The organism is Pseudomonas sp. PP3, assembly GCF_905336995.1.
GTDB classification, from domain to species: Bacteria; Pseudomonadota; Gammaproteobacteria; order Pseudomonadales; family Pseudomonadaceae; genus Aquipseudomonas; species Aquipseudomonas reinekei.
On record NZ_HG995459.1, the window covers coordinates 3,205,639 to 3,221,519 of the forward strand.

The 15,881-nt window shown below is 58.3% G+C and carries 15 protein-coding genes; 13 read left to right on the forward strand and 2 right to left on the reverse strand.

The annotated features are described in order from the left end of the window. The first annotated feature begins 106 nt into the window (after nucleotides 1-106). The 12 genes from KHO07_RS14525 to KHO07_RS14580 all read left to right on the forward strand — a co-directional run bounded on the left by KHO07_RS14525 (nucleotide 107) and on the right by KHO07_RS14580 (nucleotide 13,609). Nucleotides 107-1,411 carry a glycosyltransferase gene (locus KHO07_RS14525; RefSeq protein WP_212627573.1) on the forward strand — a complete coding sequence of 435 codons (1,305 nt, stop codon included), beginning with the start codon at nucleotides 107-109 and terminating at the stop codon, nucleotides 1,409-1,411. Between the two features lie 174 nt (nucleotides 1,412-1,585). Then, nucleotides 1,586-2,455, forward strand: coding sequence for a phospholipase (locus tag KHO07_RS14530; RefSeq protein ID WP_212627574.1), 870 nt, complete (start codon nucleotides 1,586-1,588; stop codon nucleotides 2,453-2,455). A 99-nt stretch (nucleotides 2,456-2,554) separates the two neighbouring features. Beyond that, on the forward strand, nucleotides 2,555-3,442 hold the full coding sequence (locus KHO07_RS14535) for a phospholipase (RefSeq protein WP_212627575.1): 888 nt from the start codon (nucleotides 2,555-2,557) through the stop codon (nucleotides 3,440-3,442). 82 nt (nucleotides 3,443-3,524) lie between these two features. Further along, nucleotides 3,525-4,430 carry an AraC family transcriptional regulator gene (locus KHO07_RS14540; RefSeq protein WP_150732852.1) on the forward strand — a complete coding sequence of 302 codons (906 nt, stop codon included), beginning with the start codon at nucleotides 3,525-3,527 and terminating at the stop codon, nucleotides 4,428-4,430. Nucleotides 4,431-4,705: 275 nt separating this feature from the next. Beyond that, nucleotides 4,706-6,016, forward strand: coding sequence for a sugar ABC transporter substrate-binding protein (locus tag KHO07_RS14545; protein WP_212627576.1), 1,311 nt, complete (start codon nucleotides 4,706-4,708; stop codon nucleotides 6,014-6,016). 165 nt (nucleotides 6,017-6,181) lie between these two features. Next, complete coding sequence (locus KHO07_RS14550; RefSeq protein WP_244858307.1) at nucleotides 6,182-7,081, forward strand: sugar ABC transporter permease; 900 nt, start codon at nucleotides 6,182-6,184, stop codon at nucleotides 7,079-7,081. Nucleotides 7,082-7,089: 8 nt separating this feature from the next. Continuing rightward, nucleotides 7,090-7,920 carry a carbohydrate ABC transporter permease gene (locus KHO07_RS14555; RefSeq protein ID WP_150732849.1) on the forward strand — a complete coding sequence of 277 codons (831 nt, stop codon included), beginning with the start codon at nucleotides 7,090-7,092 and terminating at the stop codon, nucleotides 7,918-7,920. Between the two features lie 33 nt (nucleotides 7,921-7,953). After that, nucleotides 7,954-9,057, forward strand: coding sequence for a sn-glycerol-3-phosphate ABC transporter ATP-binding protein UgpC (gene ugpC, locus KHO07_RS14560; RefSeq protein WP_212624669.1), 1,104 nt, complete (start codon nucleotides 7,954-7,956; stop codon nucleotides 9,055-9,057). Nucleotides 9,058-9,073: 16 nt separating this feature from the next. Further along, nucleotides 9,074-10,546 (forward strand): mannitol dehydrogenase family protein, encoded by a 1,473-nt coding sequence (locus tag KHO07_RS14565; RefSeq protein WP_212624670.1) that lies wholly within the window; start codon nucleotides 9,074-9,076, stop codon nucleotides 10,544-10,546. Between the two features lie 151 nt (nucleotides 10,547-10,697). Continuing rightward, nucleotides 10,698-12,194, forward strand: coding sequence for a xylulokinase (gene xylB / locus KHO07_RS14570; protein ID WP_212624671.1), 1,497 nt, complete (start codon nucleotides 10,698-10,700; stop codon nucleotides 12,192-12,194). Nucleotides 12,195-12,207: 13 nt separating this feature from the next. Then, nucleotides 12,208-13,152 (forward strand): carbohydrate kinase, encoded by a 945-nt coding sequence (locus tag KHO07_RS14575; RefSeq protein WP_212624672.1) that lies wholly within the window; start codon nucleotides 12,208-12,210, stop codon nucleotides 13,150-13,152. A gap of 187 nt (nucleotides 13,153-13,339) precedes the next feature. Beyond that, a complete protein-coding gene (locus KHO07_RS14580) occupies nucleotides 13,340-13,609 on the forward strand; it encodes a DUF2790 domain-containing protein (protein ID WP_150732844.1) in 270 nt (89 codons plus the stop codon). 69 nt (nucleotides 13,610-13,678) lie between these two features. Here KHO07_RS14580 and KHO07_RS14585 read toward each other — a convergent pair whose 3' ends face one another. Beyond that, complete coding sequence (locus tag KHO07_RS14585) at nucleotides 13,679-13,951, reverse strand: DUF1652 domain-containing protein (RefSeq protein ID WP_150732843.1); 273 nt, start codon at nucleotides 13,949-13,951, stop codon at nucleotides 13,679-13,681. A 295-nt stretch (nucleotides 13,952-14,246) separates the two neighbouring features. Between KHO07_RS14585 and eco the strand changes: the two genes are divergently transcribed. After that, nucleotides 14,247-14,729, forward strand: a complete 483-nt coding sequence (eco, locus tag KHO07_RS14590) for a serine protease inhibitor ecotin (protein ID WP_212624673.1) — start codon at nucleotides 14,247-14,249, stop codon at nucleotides 14,727-14,729. Nucleotides 14,730-14,739: 10 nt separating this feature from the next. Here the strand turns inward: eco and ilvA are convergent, their stop codons facing one another. Further along, nucleotides 14,740-15,753: a threonine ammonia-lyase, biosynthetic gene (ilvA, locus tag KHO07_RS14595; RefSeq protein ID WP_212624674.1), complete on the reverse strand. Its 1,014-nt coding sequence runs from the start codon at nucleotides 15,751-15,753 to the stop codon at nucleotides 14,740-14,742. Between the last annotated feature and the right edge of the window lie 128 nt (nucleotides 15,754-15,881).

Consider the following 15,881-nt stretch of genomic DNA (forward strand, 5'->3'; position numbering starts at 1 on the left):
ATACATGGCGCCCTTGATCGGGGCGCCAGCTTGCCATTAATGTTCTAATCCCGCCTCGTTCATCCTTTCCCTTACTGTCCTGTTTGTATCAAGGAATCCCCCCTCAATGATTCAACCCTCCGCAACCAAGGTCCTGGTGATCGGCTACGTCTGGCCCGAGCCCCGTTCTTCGGCGGCCAGCGGGCATGTGATGCAAATTCTCGAGGTTTTCCTGCAGCAAGGCTGGGATATCACCTTCAGCAGCCCGGCCGGCTTCGGGGAGCAGCGCGCAGACCTGACGGCATTGGGTATTCATGAAGTGCCGATCGAGCTGAACAACAGCAGCTTCGACACCTTTATCAGCGAACTGCAACCCGACATCGTGTTGTTCGACCAATTCATGATGGAAGAACAGTTCGGCTGGCGCGTCGAAAAACACTGCCCCGCTGCCTTGCGCGTACTTGAAAGTTGCGACTTGCAAAGCCTCAGGCATAGCCGTCATCAGCGGCTCAAGGAGCGTTTGAAGGCCAGTGACGACAACAATGATTTTCGCGAACTGTTCGCCCCGGCGTTGCGCGAAGAGTTTGAGCACATGGCCGATACCGACCTGGCCAAACGCGAGATTGCGGCTTTTTATCGCTGTGATCTGACACTGATGGTTTCGCAAGTGGAAATCGAACTGCTGGTCGAGCAGTTCAGATTTGCGCGCAATCTGCTGCACTGGTGTCCGCTGATGGTCGACCTTCCAGCCTGTTCGCCCGTTCCGTTCGAAGAACGCGCGCATTTTCTCCATATCGGCAACTTTCGCCACGCCCCCAACTGGGATGCGGTGCTGTGGTTGAAAACCGCGATCTGGCCACTGATTCGCGAGCAGTTGCCCGGCGCTCAGTTGCACATCTATGGCGCCTATACACCGCCCAAGGCGACAGCGCTGCATAATCCGGCCCAAGGCTTTCACATCATGAACTGGGCGGAAGATGCCTTGCAGGTCATGTCGGCGGCCCGTGTGTGCATGGCACCCCTACGTTTCGGTGCCGGTATCAAGGGCAAAATTGTCGATGCGATGCTCTGTGGCACGCCTAATGTGACGACGCCAGTGGGCGCGGAAGCGATGCACGGCGAGGAAGCCTGGCCCGGCGCCGTGGTAAATACAGCTCGCGAATTCGCCGATCACGCTGTGCAACTCCACACCGACAAGGCGCGATGGCAGGCAGCACAGGCGCATGGCAATACCTTGCTCGCCAATCGCTATCGGCAATCCCTGCATGGTCCGGCGTTGATTCAAAAACTGAAGGAATGCCAGGAAAATCTGGCGAATATAAGACGGGATAATTTTACCGGCAGCATGTTGCGCCATCATCATCACAAAAGTACCCAATATATGGCGCAATGGATTGAGGCAAAAAATCGAAATCCGCTCGAAGTTATATAACTGGCACGCCATCAGACTCAGCTTCAGCCATACCCATAACGCCGACAAGATACGTTAAGTATCAAGTCGGCGTTTGGCATTTTAGTTGCGCTGATTTATAACTTTCTCGAACTTTCAAAATCAACCTGACACACACGAAAGAGAGTGTGTCTTTCCCAATGCAAGGAAGCATTCATGAATAACGTACCGTTAGAAAACCTTAAAAACAGCCAGTGGATGGCCGCCACTCCAAGTATTGATTCGATGGTACTTGGCGAGTTGATTTTACCTGGCGCCCATAACAGTGGCGTGGACAAGAAAGCCACTTATGCAGCCCCCGCCATTGCTCACTGGGCTGCGTGCCAGAACAACTCCTTTCTTGAACAGTTACAAAACGGCGCCCGCGCACTGGACCTGCGATTGGAGTACGACATTGACTCCAGAGGGGTCGGCACCTTCTGGTTCCAGCACAGCGGCATACGGTCATCGCGCTCGCTGGAAAACCTGATCATGCAGTTAATCCGGTTCCTCGAGGCAAACCCCGACGAGTTCGTGCTGCTGGACTTTCACGAACTGGCAGCCGGCAATAGCGCATTCGACTATCGGGAATTCAACCGCTTTTTGACCGTGCATCTGGGACCAAGGGTCATTCCCTCAAGCAATCGCCACCTCACTCTTGATCAATTGAAAAAGGAAAGTCGTGTCCAGCGCGTATGGTTGGCTGCTGCACGCCACCCGGCCCTGGACAGAGAATTTTTCCTGCCGGATATCGAGCATTTCTGGAGCGGGATTGGCACCACCAGCATCAGCGAGTTGCAGGCTCACATCGCAAACGTGTTACGGGCGCCTTACTTCAGCTCAATGCCATGGTCGCTCTCTGCAACCAGCTATACGATTGCTATGGGGCCGCTGGATATCAAGGAGCACCTCGATCGGTGGTTCCATCCTGACAACAGTTGGGTCCACTCGTGCAGCATTATCAATGCGGATTTCTTCGAAGAGTCGCGCCTCGTGCAGAACTGCCGCACCGCTAACATAATCCGGGCGCAGCAACGCGATAAATAAATAGCACCGCTGCGTTAGTTCGACAGGCTAATGTTTGGCTTCATATAACGTGAAGCCACTTTTACTTGGGAGTGGGCTTACTCTGACAAAGGAATCGCCATGCCAACTTCAGGCAGCGGAATGCTCAATAAACAAACCTGGATGAGTCTTGTCCTTGATATCGACAAGCTAAAACTGACCGATATTGTCTGGCCCGGTGCACACAATGCCGGTGTGGACAAAAAGGCATCCAGCCAGGATGCCGTGGTCGGTCACTGGACAAGCTGCCAGAACGATACGTTTGCCTGGCAACTGGCTAACGGCGCCCGGGCTTTTGATATCCGTCTCGGTTACACGCAAAGCCCGGAACCGCAGTTCTACTTTCACCACAATGGCTTTCGCTCCGGTCGTGACCTCGATGAGTTGATCGACGCGGTGCTGCAGTTTCTCGATCGAAATCCGGACGAATTCATCGTGTTGGACTTCCATCAATTGGGGGATGGTGATGATTCATTCGACCATAAGAAACTCAGTGATCGGCTGGTGCGTCGACTCGGGTTGCGCGCCATCCATCCCGCCGACGCCGTTAAAACGGTCGGAGAGCTCAAACGAACGAGCCGACTTCGCAGGATTATCCTGGCGGCGCCTTTCCACTCCGGCATGGACCGTGACTATTTCTGGCCACGCATCCCCCACAAATGGCACGACAGCACATTCACCGATGCGGGCGAACTGCAACGTCACATTGCCAGGACGCTGGAGGATGCCCCTTACGAGACGTTTCTCTGGTCACTGTCGGCGACTTGCTACTCCTTGCTCGGCGGTCCTGCGAATATCAAGCGTCAGCTCAATCATTGGTTCAGCACCACGGGTGGCTGGGTCACCCGGTGCAGCATCATCAGCACCGACTTTTTCGACGAGTCCGACATCGTTCGTTATTGCTGGAGCGCCACCAGCATGAAAGCCGTGTACGGCCACGCCCTGCATGAGCCGCAAGACCGGCAGTAAGTTTTCGGGCGACTGCGAACTGGTATTTGCGGCGTCGAAAGAGGCATGATCAACAGGCAGAAACAAAAAAAAGCGACCTGCCATGACCCGAATCGCCAGAGTCACCGACCCTTCGTATGAATTGATGGACGACCACAACGGGTTGTCCATCATCTATCGCCAGCACGGTTTCCCCTGTCCGTTGGTGCGCTGGCATTTTCACAAGGAGTACGAACTGCACTTGATCGTCGCCAGTTCGGGCAAGGTGTTCATCGGCGATTACATTGGCAATTTTTACCCCGAAAGCCTGTTTCTCACCGGCCCCAACCTGCCCCACAACTGGATCAGTCAGGTGGCCGAAGACGAAGTCGTGCCCAAGCGCGACATGCTGGTCAACTTCACCGACGAGTTGTTCGACAGCGGCTATCAGGTGTTCGCCGAACTCAAGACCCTGGCCCCGCTACTGGAGCGCGCGAAGTACGGCATCGAGTTTCGTGGCAAGCACACGATTCGCAGGGCGATGGACCTGATGCAACGCATCGCCGATAGCAGCGGCGTGACCCGGCTCGGGCACTTTTTCATTTTGCTGGAGGTGCTTGCTGCATCTGATGACTATCAATTGCTGTCCGGCGCAACCACGCCGCAACTGGCGGATGAACACAACATCGACCGCACTAACCGCGCGGTGGATTACATTTTTGCCCATTACGCCCGGGACTTGACGCTGGAAGAAGTCGCCGAGCATCTGGGCATGAAACCGACCTATTTCAGCCGGGTATTCAAGCAGGCGACCGGACGCAACTTCATCGAATTCGTCAATCGGCTGCGTATCAGCAAGTCCTGCGAATTGTTGGCGGATGGCGATAAACCGGTGACCGATGTCTGCTTCGAGTCAGGTTTCAACAACATTTCCAATTTCAACCGGCGCTTTCAGCAACTCAAGGGCATGACGCCTTCGCACTACCGACGATTGGTGGTGCAGCGATTGACCGAACAAAACCTGGGCTGATACCTGAATAACCTGTGGGCGCAAATCGTTCTTGCAGGTACGGTGTTTAAGCTTCAAACCTGTACGTATTCGATATCGCCCCCGCGCTGTAAACCCCTTCCCTGCGTCTACGCCTTCAAACTCCAGTGCAAAAAAGTATCGATTAAAGTGCGACTGATGATTTGTCTCGCCCGCGATTGAAGGCTGTAATCAGCACAGATTCTTCCTGCCTTCGGAAGACACAAAAACAATAACTGTCCTTCTGTAACCCGCCGGGTGCAGAAAAGGAGTGCACGATGCAACCTTCTGTAAAAGCTCTGCTTGCCCTCACCTGCATGACCCTCAGCAGCGTCAGCCTTGGCGCCCAGACCCTGACCATCGCCACCGTCAACAACAGCGACATGATCCGTATGCAGAAGCTCTCGAAAACCTTCGAGGCCGAGCACCCGGACATCAAGCTCAACTGGGTGGTGCTTGAAGAAAACGTCTTGCGTCAGCGCCTGACCACCGACATCGCCACCCAGGGCGGGCAGTTCGACGTGCTGACCATCGGCATGTACGAAGCGGCATTGTGGGGTACCAAGGGTTGGCTGGAGCCCATGAAGGATTTGCCCGCCAGTTATGACCTCGACGACGTGTTCCCGTCGGTACGTGAAGGCCTTTCGGTGAAAGGCTCGCTGTATGCATTGCCGTTCTACGCTGAAAGTTCGATTACCTACTACCGCACCGATCTGTTCAAAGACGCCGGCCTGACCATGCCCGAGCGCCCGACCTGGACCCAGATCAGCGAGTTCGCCAGCAAACTCACCCACAAGGATAAGGAACAGTACGGCATCTGCCTGCGCGGCAAGGCCGGTTGGGGCGAGAACATGGCGCTGATTACCACCGTGGCCAACGCCTACGGCGCGCGTTGGTTCGATGAGAAGTGGCAACCGGAATTCAACGGCCCTGAATGGAAAAACGCGCTGAACTTCTACGTCGACACCATGAAAAAATCCGGCCCGCCGGGTGCATCGAGCAACGGCTTCAACGAAAACCTCGCCTTGTTCAACAGCGGCAAATGCGCCATCTGGGTTGATGCCAGCGTCGCGGGTTCGTTCGTCACCGACAAGACCCAGAGCAAGGTCAGCGATCACGTCGGCTTCACCTACGCGCCCCATGAAGTCACCGATAAGGGTTCGGCCTGGTTGTATTCCTGGGCGCTGGCGATCCCGACCAGCTCCAAGGCGAAAGACGCAGCGAAAACGTTCAGTGCCTGGGCCACTTCCAAGGAATATGGCGCGCTGGTCGCCGAGAAAGACGGCATTGCCAACGTGCCGCCAGGCACCCGCGCTTCGACCTACAGCGACGCTTACATGAGCGCTGCGCCGTTTGCCAAGGTGACACTTGAATCGCTGAAGGCGGCGGACCCGAGCAAACCGAGCGCCAAACCGGTGCCGTATATCGGCATTCAATTGGTGACGATTCCTGAGTTCCAGGGCATCGGCACCCAGGTCGGCAAATCCTTCTCGGCGGCGCTGATCGGCCAGACCACGGTCGACCAGGCCCTCGCCGCGGCCCAGCAAACCACCGAACGTGAGATGAAGCGCGCCGGTTACCCCAAGTAACCCCGAATCTCTGTAGGAGCCGGCTTGCTGGCGATGAACGATAACGCGGTCCACCTGAGGGACCGCATCGTGGCAATCGCGAGCAAGCTTGCTCCTACAGCTGATCTCATTCGCCTGTAGCCAATCGGTTTGATCACCATGAATACTTCAACTGCCAAAGCTCACATGGACATCCCCCAACCGCTGCGCAAAAGTCGCCTGGCCAACCCCGGCTGGTTCCTGGTCAGTCCTTCGGTGGCCCTGTTGCTGCTATGGATGATCGTGCCGTTGGGCATGACGGTCTACTTCTCGACCATTCGCTACAACTTGCTCAATCCCGGCGAGAACGAGTTCGTCGGGCTGGAAAACTTCACCTACTTCCTCACCGATTCCGGCTTCCTGCCCGGCGCTACCAACACGCTGTTGCTGGTGGGCAGCGTGCTGCTGATCAGCGTGGTGTTCGGCGTGTTGATCAGTGCACTGCTGGAGGCCAGTGAATTTCTCGGTCGCGGCATTGTGCGGGTGATGCTGATCTCGCCGTTCTTCATCATGCCCACGGTCGGTGCGCTGATCTGGAAGAACCTGATTTTCCATCCGGTGTCGGGGATTCTCGCCTACGTCTGGAAACTGTTCGGCGCGCAACCGGTGGACTGGCTGGCGCACTACCCGTTGCTGTCGATCATCATCATTGTCTCCTGGCAATGGCTGCCCTTCGCGATCCTGATCCTGATGACCGCCATGCAGTCCCTCGACCAGGAACAGAAAGAAGCCGCGCGCCTCGACGGCGCCGGCCCCATCGCGATTTTCTGGCACCTGACCCTGCCGCACCTGGCACGGCCGATTGCGGTGGTGGTGATGATCGAAACCATCTTCCTGCTCTCGGTGTTCGCCGAAATCTTCACCACCACCAACGGCGGCCCCGGCTACGCCTCGACCAACCTCGCCTACCTGATCTACAACCAGGCGCTGGTGCAGTTCGACGTCGGCATGGCCTCGGCGGGCGGGTTGATTGCGGTGGTGATCGCCAACATCGCGGCCATCGTGCTGGTGCGGATGATCGGCAAAAACCTGACAGATAAAGCCTGAGGCCTGCCATGACTCTTCAACAATCCCGCCGCCTGCAAAGCCTGCTGCTCGGCACCCTGGCCTGGGCCATTGCGATCGTGATTTTCTTCCCGATCTTCTGGATGGTGCTGACCAGTTTCAAAACCGAAATCGACGCGTTCGCCACGCCTCCACAATTCATCTTCACGCCGACGCTGGAAAACTACCTGCACATCAACGAGCGCAGCGATTACTTCAGCTTCGCCTGGAACTCGGTGGTGATTTCCTTCAGCGCCACGGCCCTGTCGCTGCTGATCGCGGTGCCGGCCGCTTACTCCATGGCGTTCTACGAAACCCAGCGTACCAAGGGCACGCTGCTGTGGATGCTCTCGACCAAGATGTTGCCGCCGGTGGGCGTACTGATGCCGATCTACCTGCTGGCCAAGAGTTTCGGCCTGCTCGACACGCGTATCGCGCTGATCGTGATCTACACCCTGATCAACCTGCCAATCGTGGTCTGGATGATTTACACCTACTTCAAAGACATTCCCAAGGACATCCTCGAAGCCGCCCGCCTCGATGGCGCCACGCTGTGGCAGGAAATGGTCCGGGTGCTGCTGCCGATTGCCAAAGGTGGCCTGGCCTCCACGGTGCTGTTGTCGCTGATTCTGTGCTGGAACGAGGCGTTCTGGTCGCTGAACCTGACCTCGTCGAAGGCCGCGCCGCTGACTGCGTTGATCGCTTCGTACTCAAGCCCCGAGGGGTTGTTCTGGGCCAAGTTGTCGGCGGTCTCAACCCTGGCGTGTGCGCCGATCCTGATCTTTGGCTGGATCAGCCAGAAGCAATTGGTCCGCGGCCTGTCGTTCGGTGCCGTGAAATAGCCCTCAAAGAACAAGTACAAAAGGAGCGCCACCATGGCCAACCTGAAAATCAAGAATCTGCAAAAAGGCTTCGAAGGTTTTTCCATCATCAAGGGCATCGACCTTGAAGTGAACGACAAGGAATTCGTAGTCTTCGTCGGCCCGTCAGGCTGCGGCAAATCCACTTTGCTACGGTTGATCGCCGGCCTGGAGGAAGTCAGCGGCGGCACCATCGAACTCGATGGCCGCGACATCACCGAAGTCAGCCCGGCCAAACGTGACCTGGCGATGGTGTTCCAGACCTACGCGCTGTACCCGCACATGAGCGTGCGCAAGAACATGTCGTTCGCCCTCGATCTGGCCGGCGTGCCCAAGGCCGAGGTGGAAAAGAAAGTCGGCGAAGCCGCGCGCATTCTTGAACTGGGGCCGATGCTCGAGCGCAAGCCCAAGCAATTGTCCGGCGGCCAGCGCCAGCGCGTGGCGATCGGCCGGGCCATTGTGCGCAACCCGAAAATTTTCCTGTTCGACGAACCGCTCTCCAACCTTGACGCGGCGCTGCGGGTGCAGATGCGTCTGGAGTTACTGCGCCTGCACAAAGACCTGCAAGCGACGATGATCTACGTGACGCACGACCAGGTCGAGGCCATGACCATGGCCGACAAAGTCGTGGTACTCAACGGCGGCAAGATCGAGCAAGTGGGCTCGCCACTGGATCTGTATCACCAGCCGGCCAACCTGTTCGTCGCCGGTTTTCTCGGCACGCCGAAAATGGGTTTCCTCAAAGGCCGGATCACCCGGGTCGACGGCCAGGGTTGCGAAGTACAACTTGATGCCGGTACCCGCATCAGCTTGCCGCTGAACGGCGCCAACCTGAGCGTCGGTGGCGCGGTGACGCTGGGTATTCGTCCGGAACACCTGGAGCTGGCCAAACCCGGCGACTGCACGTTGCAAGTCACCGCCGACGTCAGCGAACGCCTGGGCAGCGACACCTTCTGCCATGTGCGTGCGGCCTCCGGCGAAGCACTGACCATGCGCGTGCGCGGCGACCTGGCGAGCCGCTACGGCGAAACCCTGAGCCTGCACCTGGACGCCGGGCACTGCCATTTATTCGATGCCGACGGCGTGGCGCTGACCCGTCCTCTGCGCGTTGCCGCCTGATTTCCGAGAGTTTGCGATGAAACTGAATAAACAGAACCTCAACCGCCTCGCCCCCGAAGTGACCCTGCCCGCCTACGCCCTGAGCGACACGCGCCAAGGCATCGCCCACATCGGCGTCGGCGGTTTCCATCGCGCCCATCAGGCGTATTACACCGACGCCCTGATGAACACCGGCGAAGGCCTGGACTGGGCCATTTGCGGGGTCGGCTTGCGCGCCGAAGACCGTCGTGCCCGCGAAGACCTCAAAGAACAGGATTACTTGTTCACCCTGTTTGAGTTGGGTGACACCGATGACACCGAAGTCCGGGTCATTGGTGCCATCCGCGATATGTTGCTGGCCGAGGACGGTGCGGCAGCGCTGATCGACAAACTCGCCGACCCGCAGATTCGCATCGTATCCCTGACGATCACCGAGGGCGGGTACTGCATCGACGACAGCAACGGCGAATTCATGGCCCATTTGCCGCAGATCCAGCACGATCTGGCCAACCCGGACGCACCGAAAACCGTATTCGGTTTTCTATGCGCCGCACTGGCCAAGCGCCGGGCCGCGGGTACGCCTGCGTTCACCTTGATGTCCTGCGATAACCTGCCGCACAACGGCGCGGTGACCCGCAAGGCATTGCTGGCCTTCGCCGGGCTGCGTGACGCCGGTTTGCGCGACTGGATAGCGAGCAATGTCAGCTTCCCCAATGCCATGGTCGACCGCATCACGCCGATGACCAGCACTGCGCACCGCCTGCAACTGGCGGACAAGCACGGGGTGGACGACGCCTGGCCGGTGGTCTGCGAACCGTTTGTACAATGGGTGCTGGAAGACAAGTTCGTCAATGGTCGCCCGGCCTGGGAACAGGTCGGCGTGCAGTTCACCGACGACGTCACGCCTTATGAAGACATGAAAATCAAGCTGCTCAACGGCAGCCATCTCGCGCTGACGTATCTCGGCTTTTTGAAGGGCTATCGCTTCGTCCACGAAACCATGAACGACCCACTGTTCGTACGCTACATGCGTGCCTACATGGACCTCGACGTCACCCCGCAACTGGCGCCGGTGCCGGGCATTGACCTGACTGATTACAAGAACACACTGGTGGCGCGTTTCTCCAATCAGGCGATTGCCGATCAACTGGAGCGGGTGTGCTCGGACGGTTCGTCGAAGTTTCCCAAGTTCACCATTCCGACCATCAACCGCCTGATCGCCGATGGCCAGGAGACCAAACGTGCTGCACTGGTGGTGGCGGCGTGGGCCTTGTATTTGAAGGGGGTGGATGAGAATGGCGACACCTATTCGATACCGGACCCGCGAGCGGCGTTCTGTCAGGCGTTGGTGGCCGATGATGTGTTGATCACCCAGCGTTTGCTGGAGGTCGAGGAGATATTCGGCACGGCGATCCCGCGTTCTGCGGAGTTTGTCGCAGCGTTCGAGTGGTGCTGCAACAGTTTGCGCGAGGTGGGGGTGACGCGGACGCTGGAGCGGGTGCTGGTTTGAGTGCCGCGATGAATTGACTGCCGTCATCGCGAACAAGCTTGCTCCTACAGGTTTTGTGTCGTTTGTTGATAGGTGACTCGACGCGCACCCAGGAGCAAACTTGCTCGCGATCAGGCCAACCGGGATCGACCTGACACACTAAGGATCTGCCATGGCAAATCAACAATTATTCCTCGGCATCGACTGCGGCACCCAAGGCACCAAAGCCATCATCCTCGACGCCGTCAGCGGTGAGGTACTGGGCCTCGGTGCCGCCTCTCACACGATGATCAGCGGCGCCAACGGCCGTCGCGAGCAAGACACCACTCAATGGCTGGAAGCCTTTGCCCTCGCCACCCGCCGCGCCTTGCTCGCAGCCGACGTCGATGGCCAGGACATCCTCGGCATCGGTGTCTCCGGCCAGCAACATGGCTTGGTCTTGCTCGATGATCAGGGCCAAGTGCTGCGCCCGGCCAAACTCTGGTGCGACACCGAAACCAGCGCAGAGAATGATCGTCTGCTCGAGCATCTGGGCGGCGAGAAAGGTTCGCTGGAGCGCCTGGGCGTAGTCATCGCACCGGGCTATACCGTGTCCAAACTGCTGTGGACCAAGGAGCAGCACCCAGCGGTGTTTGCCCGAATCGCCCACATCCTGCTGCCCCACGATTACCTGAATTTCTGGCTCACCGGCCGCAGTTGCAGCGAGTATGGCGATGCTTCAGGCACGGGCTACTTCAACGTGCGCACCCGCCAATGGGATTTGCAGATACTGCGCGACATCGATCCCGGCGGACGCCTGCAAGCGGCGCTGCCGGAACTGATCGACGCGCACGCCGCGGTCGGCACGATCCTGCCGGCAATCGCCGAACAGTTGGGTATCAATCCGAAGGCGCTGGTCTCCAGCGGTGGTGGCGACAATATGATGGGCGCCATCGGCACCGGCAACATTCGCCCGGGGGCCATTACCATGAGCCTCGGGTCGTCCGGCACGGTATACGCCTATGCCGATCGACCGACCGTCAGCCCGGACGCGGCAGTCGCCACGTTCTGTTCTTCCAGCGGCGGCTGGTTACCGTTGATCTGTACCATGAACCTGACCAATGCCACCGGGGTTATTCGCGAATTGTTCGACCTTGATATCGAGCGCTTCAACGCGCTGGTTGCCCAAGCCCCCATCGGCGCGGAAGGCGTGTGTATGCTGCCGTTTCTCAATGGTGAACGCGTCCCCGCCCTGCCCCACGCCACCGGCAGTGTGCTGGGCCTGACCATGACCAACCTGACCCAGGCCAACCTGTGTCGCGCGGTAGTCGAAGGCACCACCTTCGGATTGCGTTTCGGGCTGGACCTGTTGCGGCAAAATGGCTTACAAAGCCGCAGCATCTGCCTGATCGGCGGCGGCTCGAAAAGTCCGGTATGGCGGCAAGTGGTCGCCGACATCATGAACACGCCGGTGATCTGCACCGAACAAAGCGAAGCCGCGGCCCTCGGGGCGGCGATTCAGGCGGCGTGGTGCAAGTCCTGGGCAAACGGGCACGAGGACAGCCTGGCGGATCTGTGCGAGCGCTGCGTCAAGCTCGATCTGGCCAGTGAAACCCTGCCAATTGCAGAAAACGTCGTCGCCTCGCAGCAGGCCTACGAACGCTATCAACAGCATGTCGCAACCCTTTAAAGAGCGAACAATTATGTATCTGGTGTGTGGCGAAGCGCTGTTCGATTTCTTCAGTGAAGACGACGCCAGCGGTCTGGCTTCCAAAGTGAATTTCAAGGCGATTGCCGGCGGTTCGCCGTTCAATGTCGCGGTAGGCTTGCGCCGTCTGGGAGTGGACGCGGCGTTGTTGGCCGGGCTGTCTACCGACTACCTCGGCCGGCGACTGCTGCAAGTGCTGCAGGATGAAGGCGTACAAACCGACTACCTGGTGGACTTCGCCGCGCCGACGACACTGGCCATGGTCGCCGTCGGCGCCAATGGCTCGCCACACTACAGCTTCCGTGGCGAAGGCTGTGCTGACCGTCAGTTGAAACCGGAACACCTGCCGGCGTTGGGTCCGCAGGTGCGCGGCTTGCACATCGGTTCGTTTTCGCTGGTGGTACAACCGATTGCCGACACCCTGTTGGCGTTGGTACGCCGGGAAAGCGGCAAACGCTTGATCAGCCTCGATCCGAACGTGCGCCTCAACCCTGAGCCCAACATCGAGTTGTGGCGTTCGCGGATTGCCACGCTGGTCGAGCACGCCGACCTGATCAAGGTCAGCGATGAAGATTTAAGCCTGTTGTATCCCGAACAGGATCCTGCGCGGGTCATTGATGGCTGGTTGCAGCATCGTTGTCAGTTGGTGTTCCTGACCCGTGGTGGCGAGGGTGCCACGGTGTTCAGTCGAGCGCATGGTTCGTGGTCGGTTCCGGCCTGCGCGGTCAAGATTGCCGACACCGTGGGCGCGGGCGATACCTTTCAGGCGGCATTGATCACCTGGCTGACCGAGCAGCAACTGGATTCAGTTGAAGGGTTGCGTGAGCTGAGTCGCGAGCAGATCGAGACGATGTTGCGGTTTGCGGTTCAGGCGGCGGCGCTGACGTGCAGCAAGACCGGGCCGGATTTGCCTTATCGGCAACAGTTGGTTATTGACTGAATTCGCGGGGGTGGATCCGCCGAACGGTAGTGGCAAAGCGACAGGTGGCGTTCAGGTGAATTAACCAATGCTTAATCGTGCAGTCCAACAATAACTGGACCGCACGCCCTCAGAGCCCTCTGACGCCCAGTGCGGCAGGTTCGACGATACGTCGAGCTGACTTCCGTCTGCACTGGAGATCGCCCCTATGAACACGCGCGTCTTGCTCGTTTCTTCAGCCTTTGTCTGTGTCGCCTTTTCAGGTTTCGCCCTGGCTGACACCACCTCCGCTCAACCTGTGGCTTCGTATCATTACGGCATGCCACTGCATGTGGGCAAAGTGATAGCCCTGACCGAGCCCACCACGCTGGAATGCCAAGTGGTCACGGCAAAGATGACGTATATCGATGAACAGTCGGGTAGACCCGCCGAACTGGCCTACCGAAAACTGTCGGACGCTTGCAGTTATCAGAACTGACGGTCGCACTGGCGCTGGGCCTGGCGTTTTTTTCCAGGCCCAGCTCTCGCAAGACATTGAAATCGAGCGTTAGAACGCTTTGCCGACCACGCGACGATGCTCGCTTTGCACGTGATGGTTTCCGAGATCGGTGCGCAAGTCTGCAATCAATTCGTGGATTTCCCGACAACTATTCAGATGTTGGGCATCGATATCTGTTCTCAAGAGATCGAGGGTATCGGTGCCACCGTCGGCGTAAACCTTGACGGTCATCTTCAGCTCCGGAGATAGCGAGCATTGACAACGTTTGGGCAAAAAACTGCTTTCAATGATGTTGCGAAGTTCCAAGGCAGAAAGAAACATGGCGACCCTCTCCTTTGTGAGATTGCCAAACAACTATCGAGGCTGGCTCATGTGAAATCCCGGTCAGCTTGAGAACAGCTACAGCATAAAACATGCCTTGAATTTAGCTTTGCAGCTCATCGGTAAATCAACGGTTTAGTTTAACAACAGGTAACAGCGGTCATGCATTTTGCAACAAAGGCCTCATGCGGCCCTGCAATTTGCACTCACATAGTGCGTTTGCATCGGTTGCCTGCGACAGGGAGAATGCGCGCAGGCGAGCGTTCGCCCTCTGTCTTACACGCAAGGAGGCATCATGAATCCCTCGATCTTTCGCACATCCCTCGCCATTTTCGTCGCAGCCGTGTCGAGCGTAGCCCACTCGGCGTCCCTGGAAAAAATCGCGCCCTTTCCTAAAGCCGAAAATGGCTTCAGCCGCCAGGTCATACACCTGGCACCACAACCCCGGGAAGACGATTTCCGGGTTGAAATTCTCGCGGGTAAGACCCTCACCGTCGACTGTAATCGCCAACGCCTGGGCGGCATGCTCGAAGAAAAGAACCTCGAAGGCTGGGGCTATCCGTTCTACCGCCTGGAAAAGGTTATCGGTCCCATGAGCACCTTGATGGCCTGCCCCGACGGCAAGAGCAAGCAGGATTTCGTGCCCGTTGTCGGTGACGGCTTCATGCTGCGCTACAACAGCAAATTGCCGGTCGTGCTTTATGTGCCCAAGGACATCGAAGTCCGCTATCGGGTCTGGTCGGCATCGAGCACGGTCGAAAAGGCCGTCAACGAGTAACCTGCCCGCTTCACGCCGAGGCGACGCTGATCGCGGCGCGCTCGGCGACATGGCGCAGGCTGTCGAAATTGATATTGGCACCCGAGTCGATGGCCACCAGCGTCTGCCCGCGGATACCCGTGCGGGCCACGTATTTCTTGATGCCGGCCACGGCCAAGGCGCCGGATGGCTCAGTGATCGAGCGGGTGTCGTCGTAGATATGCTTGATCGCGGCACATAGCTCATCGTTACTCACCGTCTGCACTTCATCCACGCAAAACCGACACACCTCAAACCCGTGAGCGCCGATTTGCGCAACCGCCACGCCGTCGGCAAAGGTCCCGACGTTGGGCAGCACCACGCGCTCATCAGCCTCTAAGGCGGCCTGCAAACAGGCGGAGTGTTCCGACTCAACTCCGATGATGCGCACCTGCGGTCGAAGGTATTTAACGTACGCGGCGATGCCGGCGATCAAGCCGCCACCCCCAACCGGTATAAAGATTGCGTCGAGCGCCCCCTGGTGCTGACGCAGTATCTCCATCGCCACAGTACCTTGCCCGGCAATCACATCCGGATCATCAAACGGCGACACGAACGTCCTGCCGCTTTGTTCTGCCAGCTCCAGCGCTCTGGCCAGGGCAAACGGAAAGCTTTCACCGTGCAGCACCGCCTCAGCGCCACGGCTGCGAACGCCGAGCACCTTCAGCTCCGGTGTCATGGCCGGCATGACAATGGTTGCGGCAATGCCCAGCTCGCGTGCGGCATGCGCCACGCCCTGGGCATGATTGCCAGCGGAAGCGGTGATGACACCCCGCGCCTTCTGCTCATCAGTCAATTGCACCAGTTTGTTGTAGGCGCCACGGATCTTGAAGGAAAAGGTCGGTTGCAAGTCTTCGCGCTTCAACAGAATTTGATTTCCCAGTGCTTCGGACAACGCAGGCGCCGCTTGCAACGGCGTTCGCACCGCCAATTCATAGACGGGCGCCGCGAGGATTTTTTTCACGTAGTGTTCAAGCAAGGCTTGTTGTTGGGCGGTGTAGCTCATGGCTGTCTCCGGTATGCAGGGTCGGCGACCTTGCTGATAAAGCCCTGAGACAGAAAGTGAAAACCCGCCTCTAGGGCGGGTTGGGTGCTGCAGTCGTGAGCTAGCCCGCCAAATGAGGAATGGCGGTA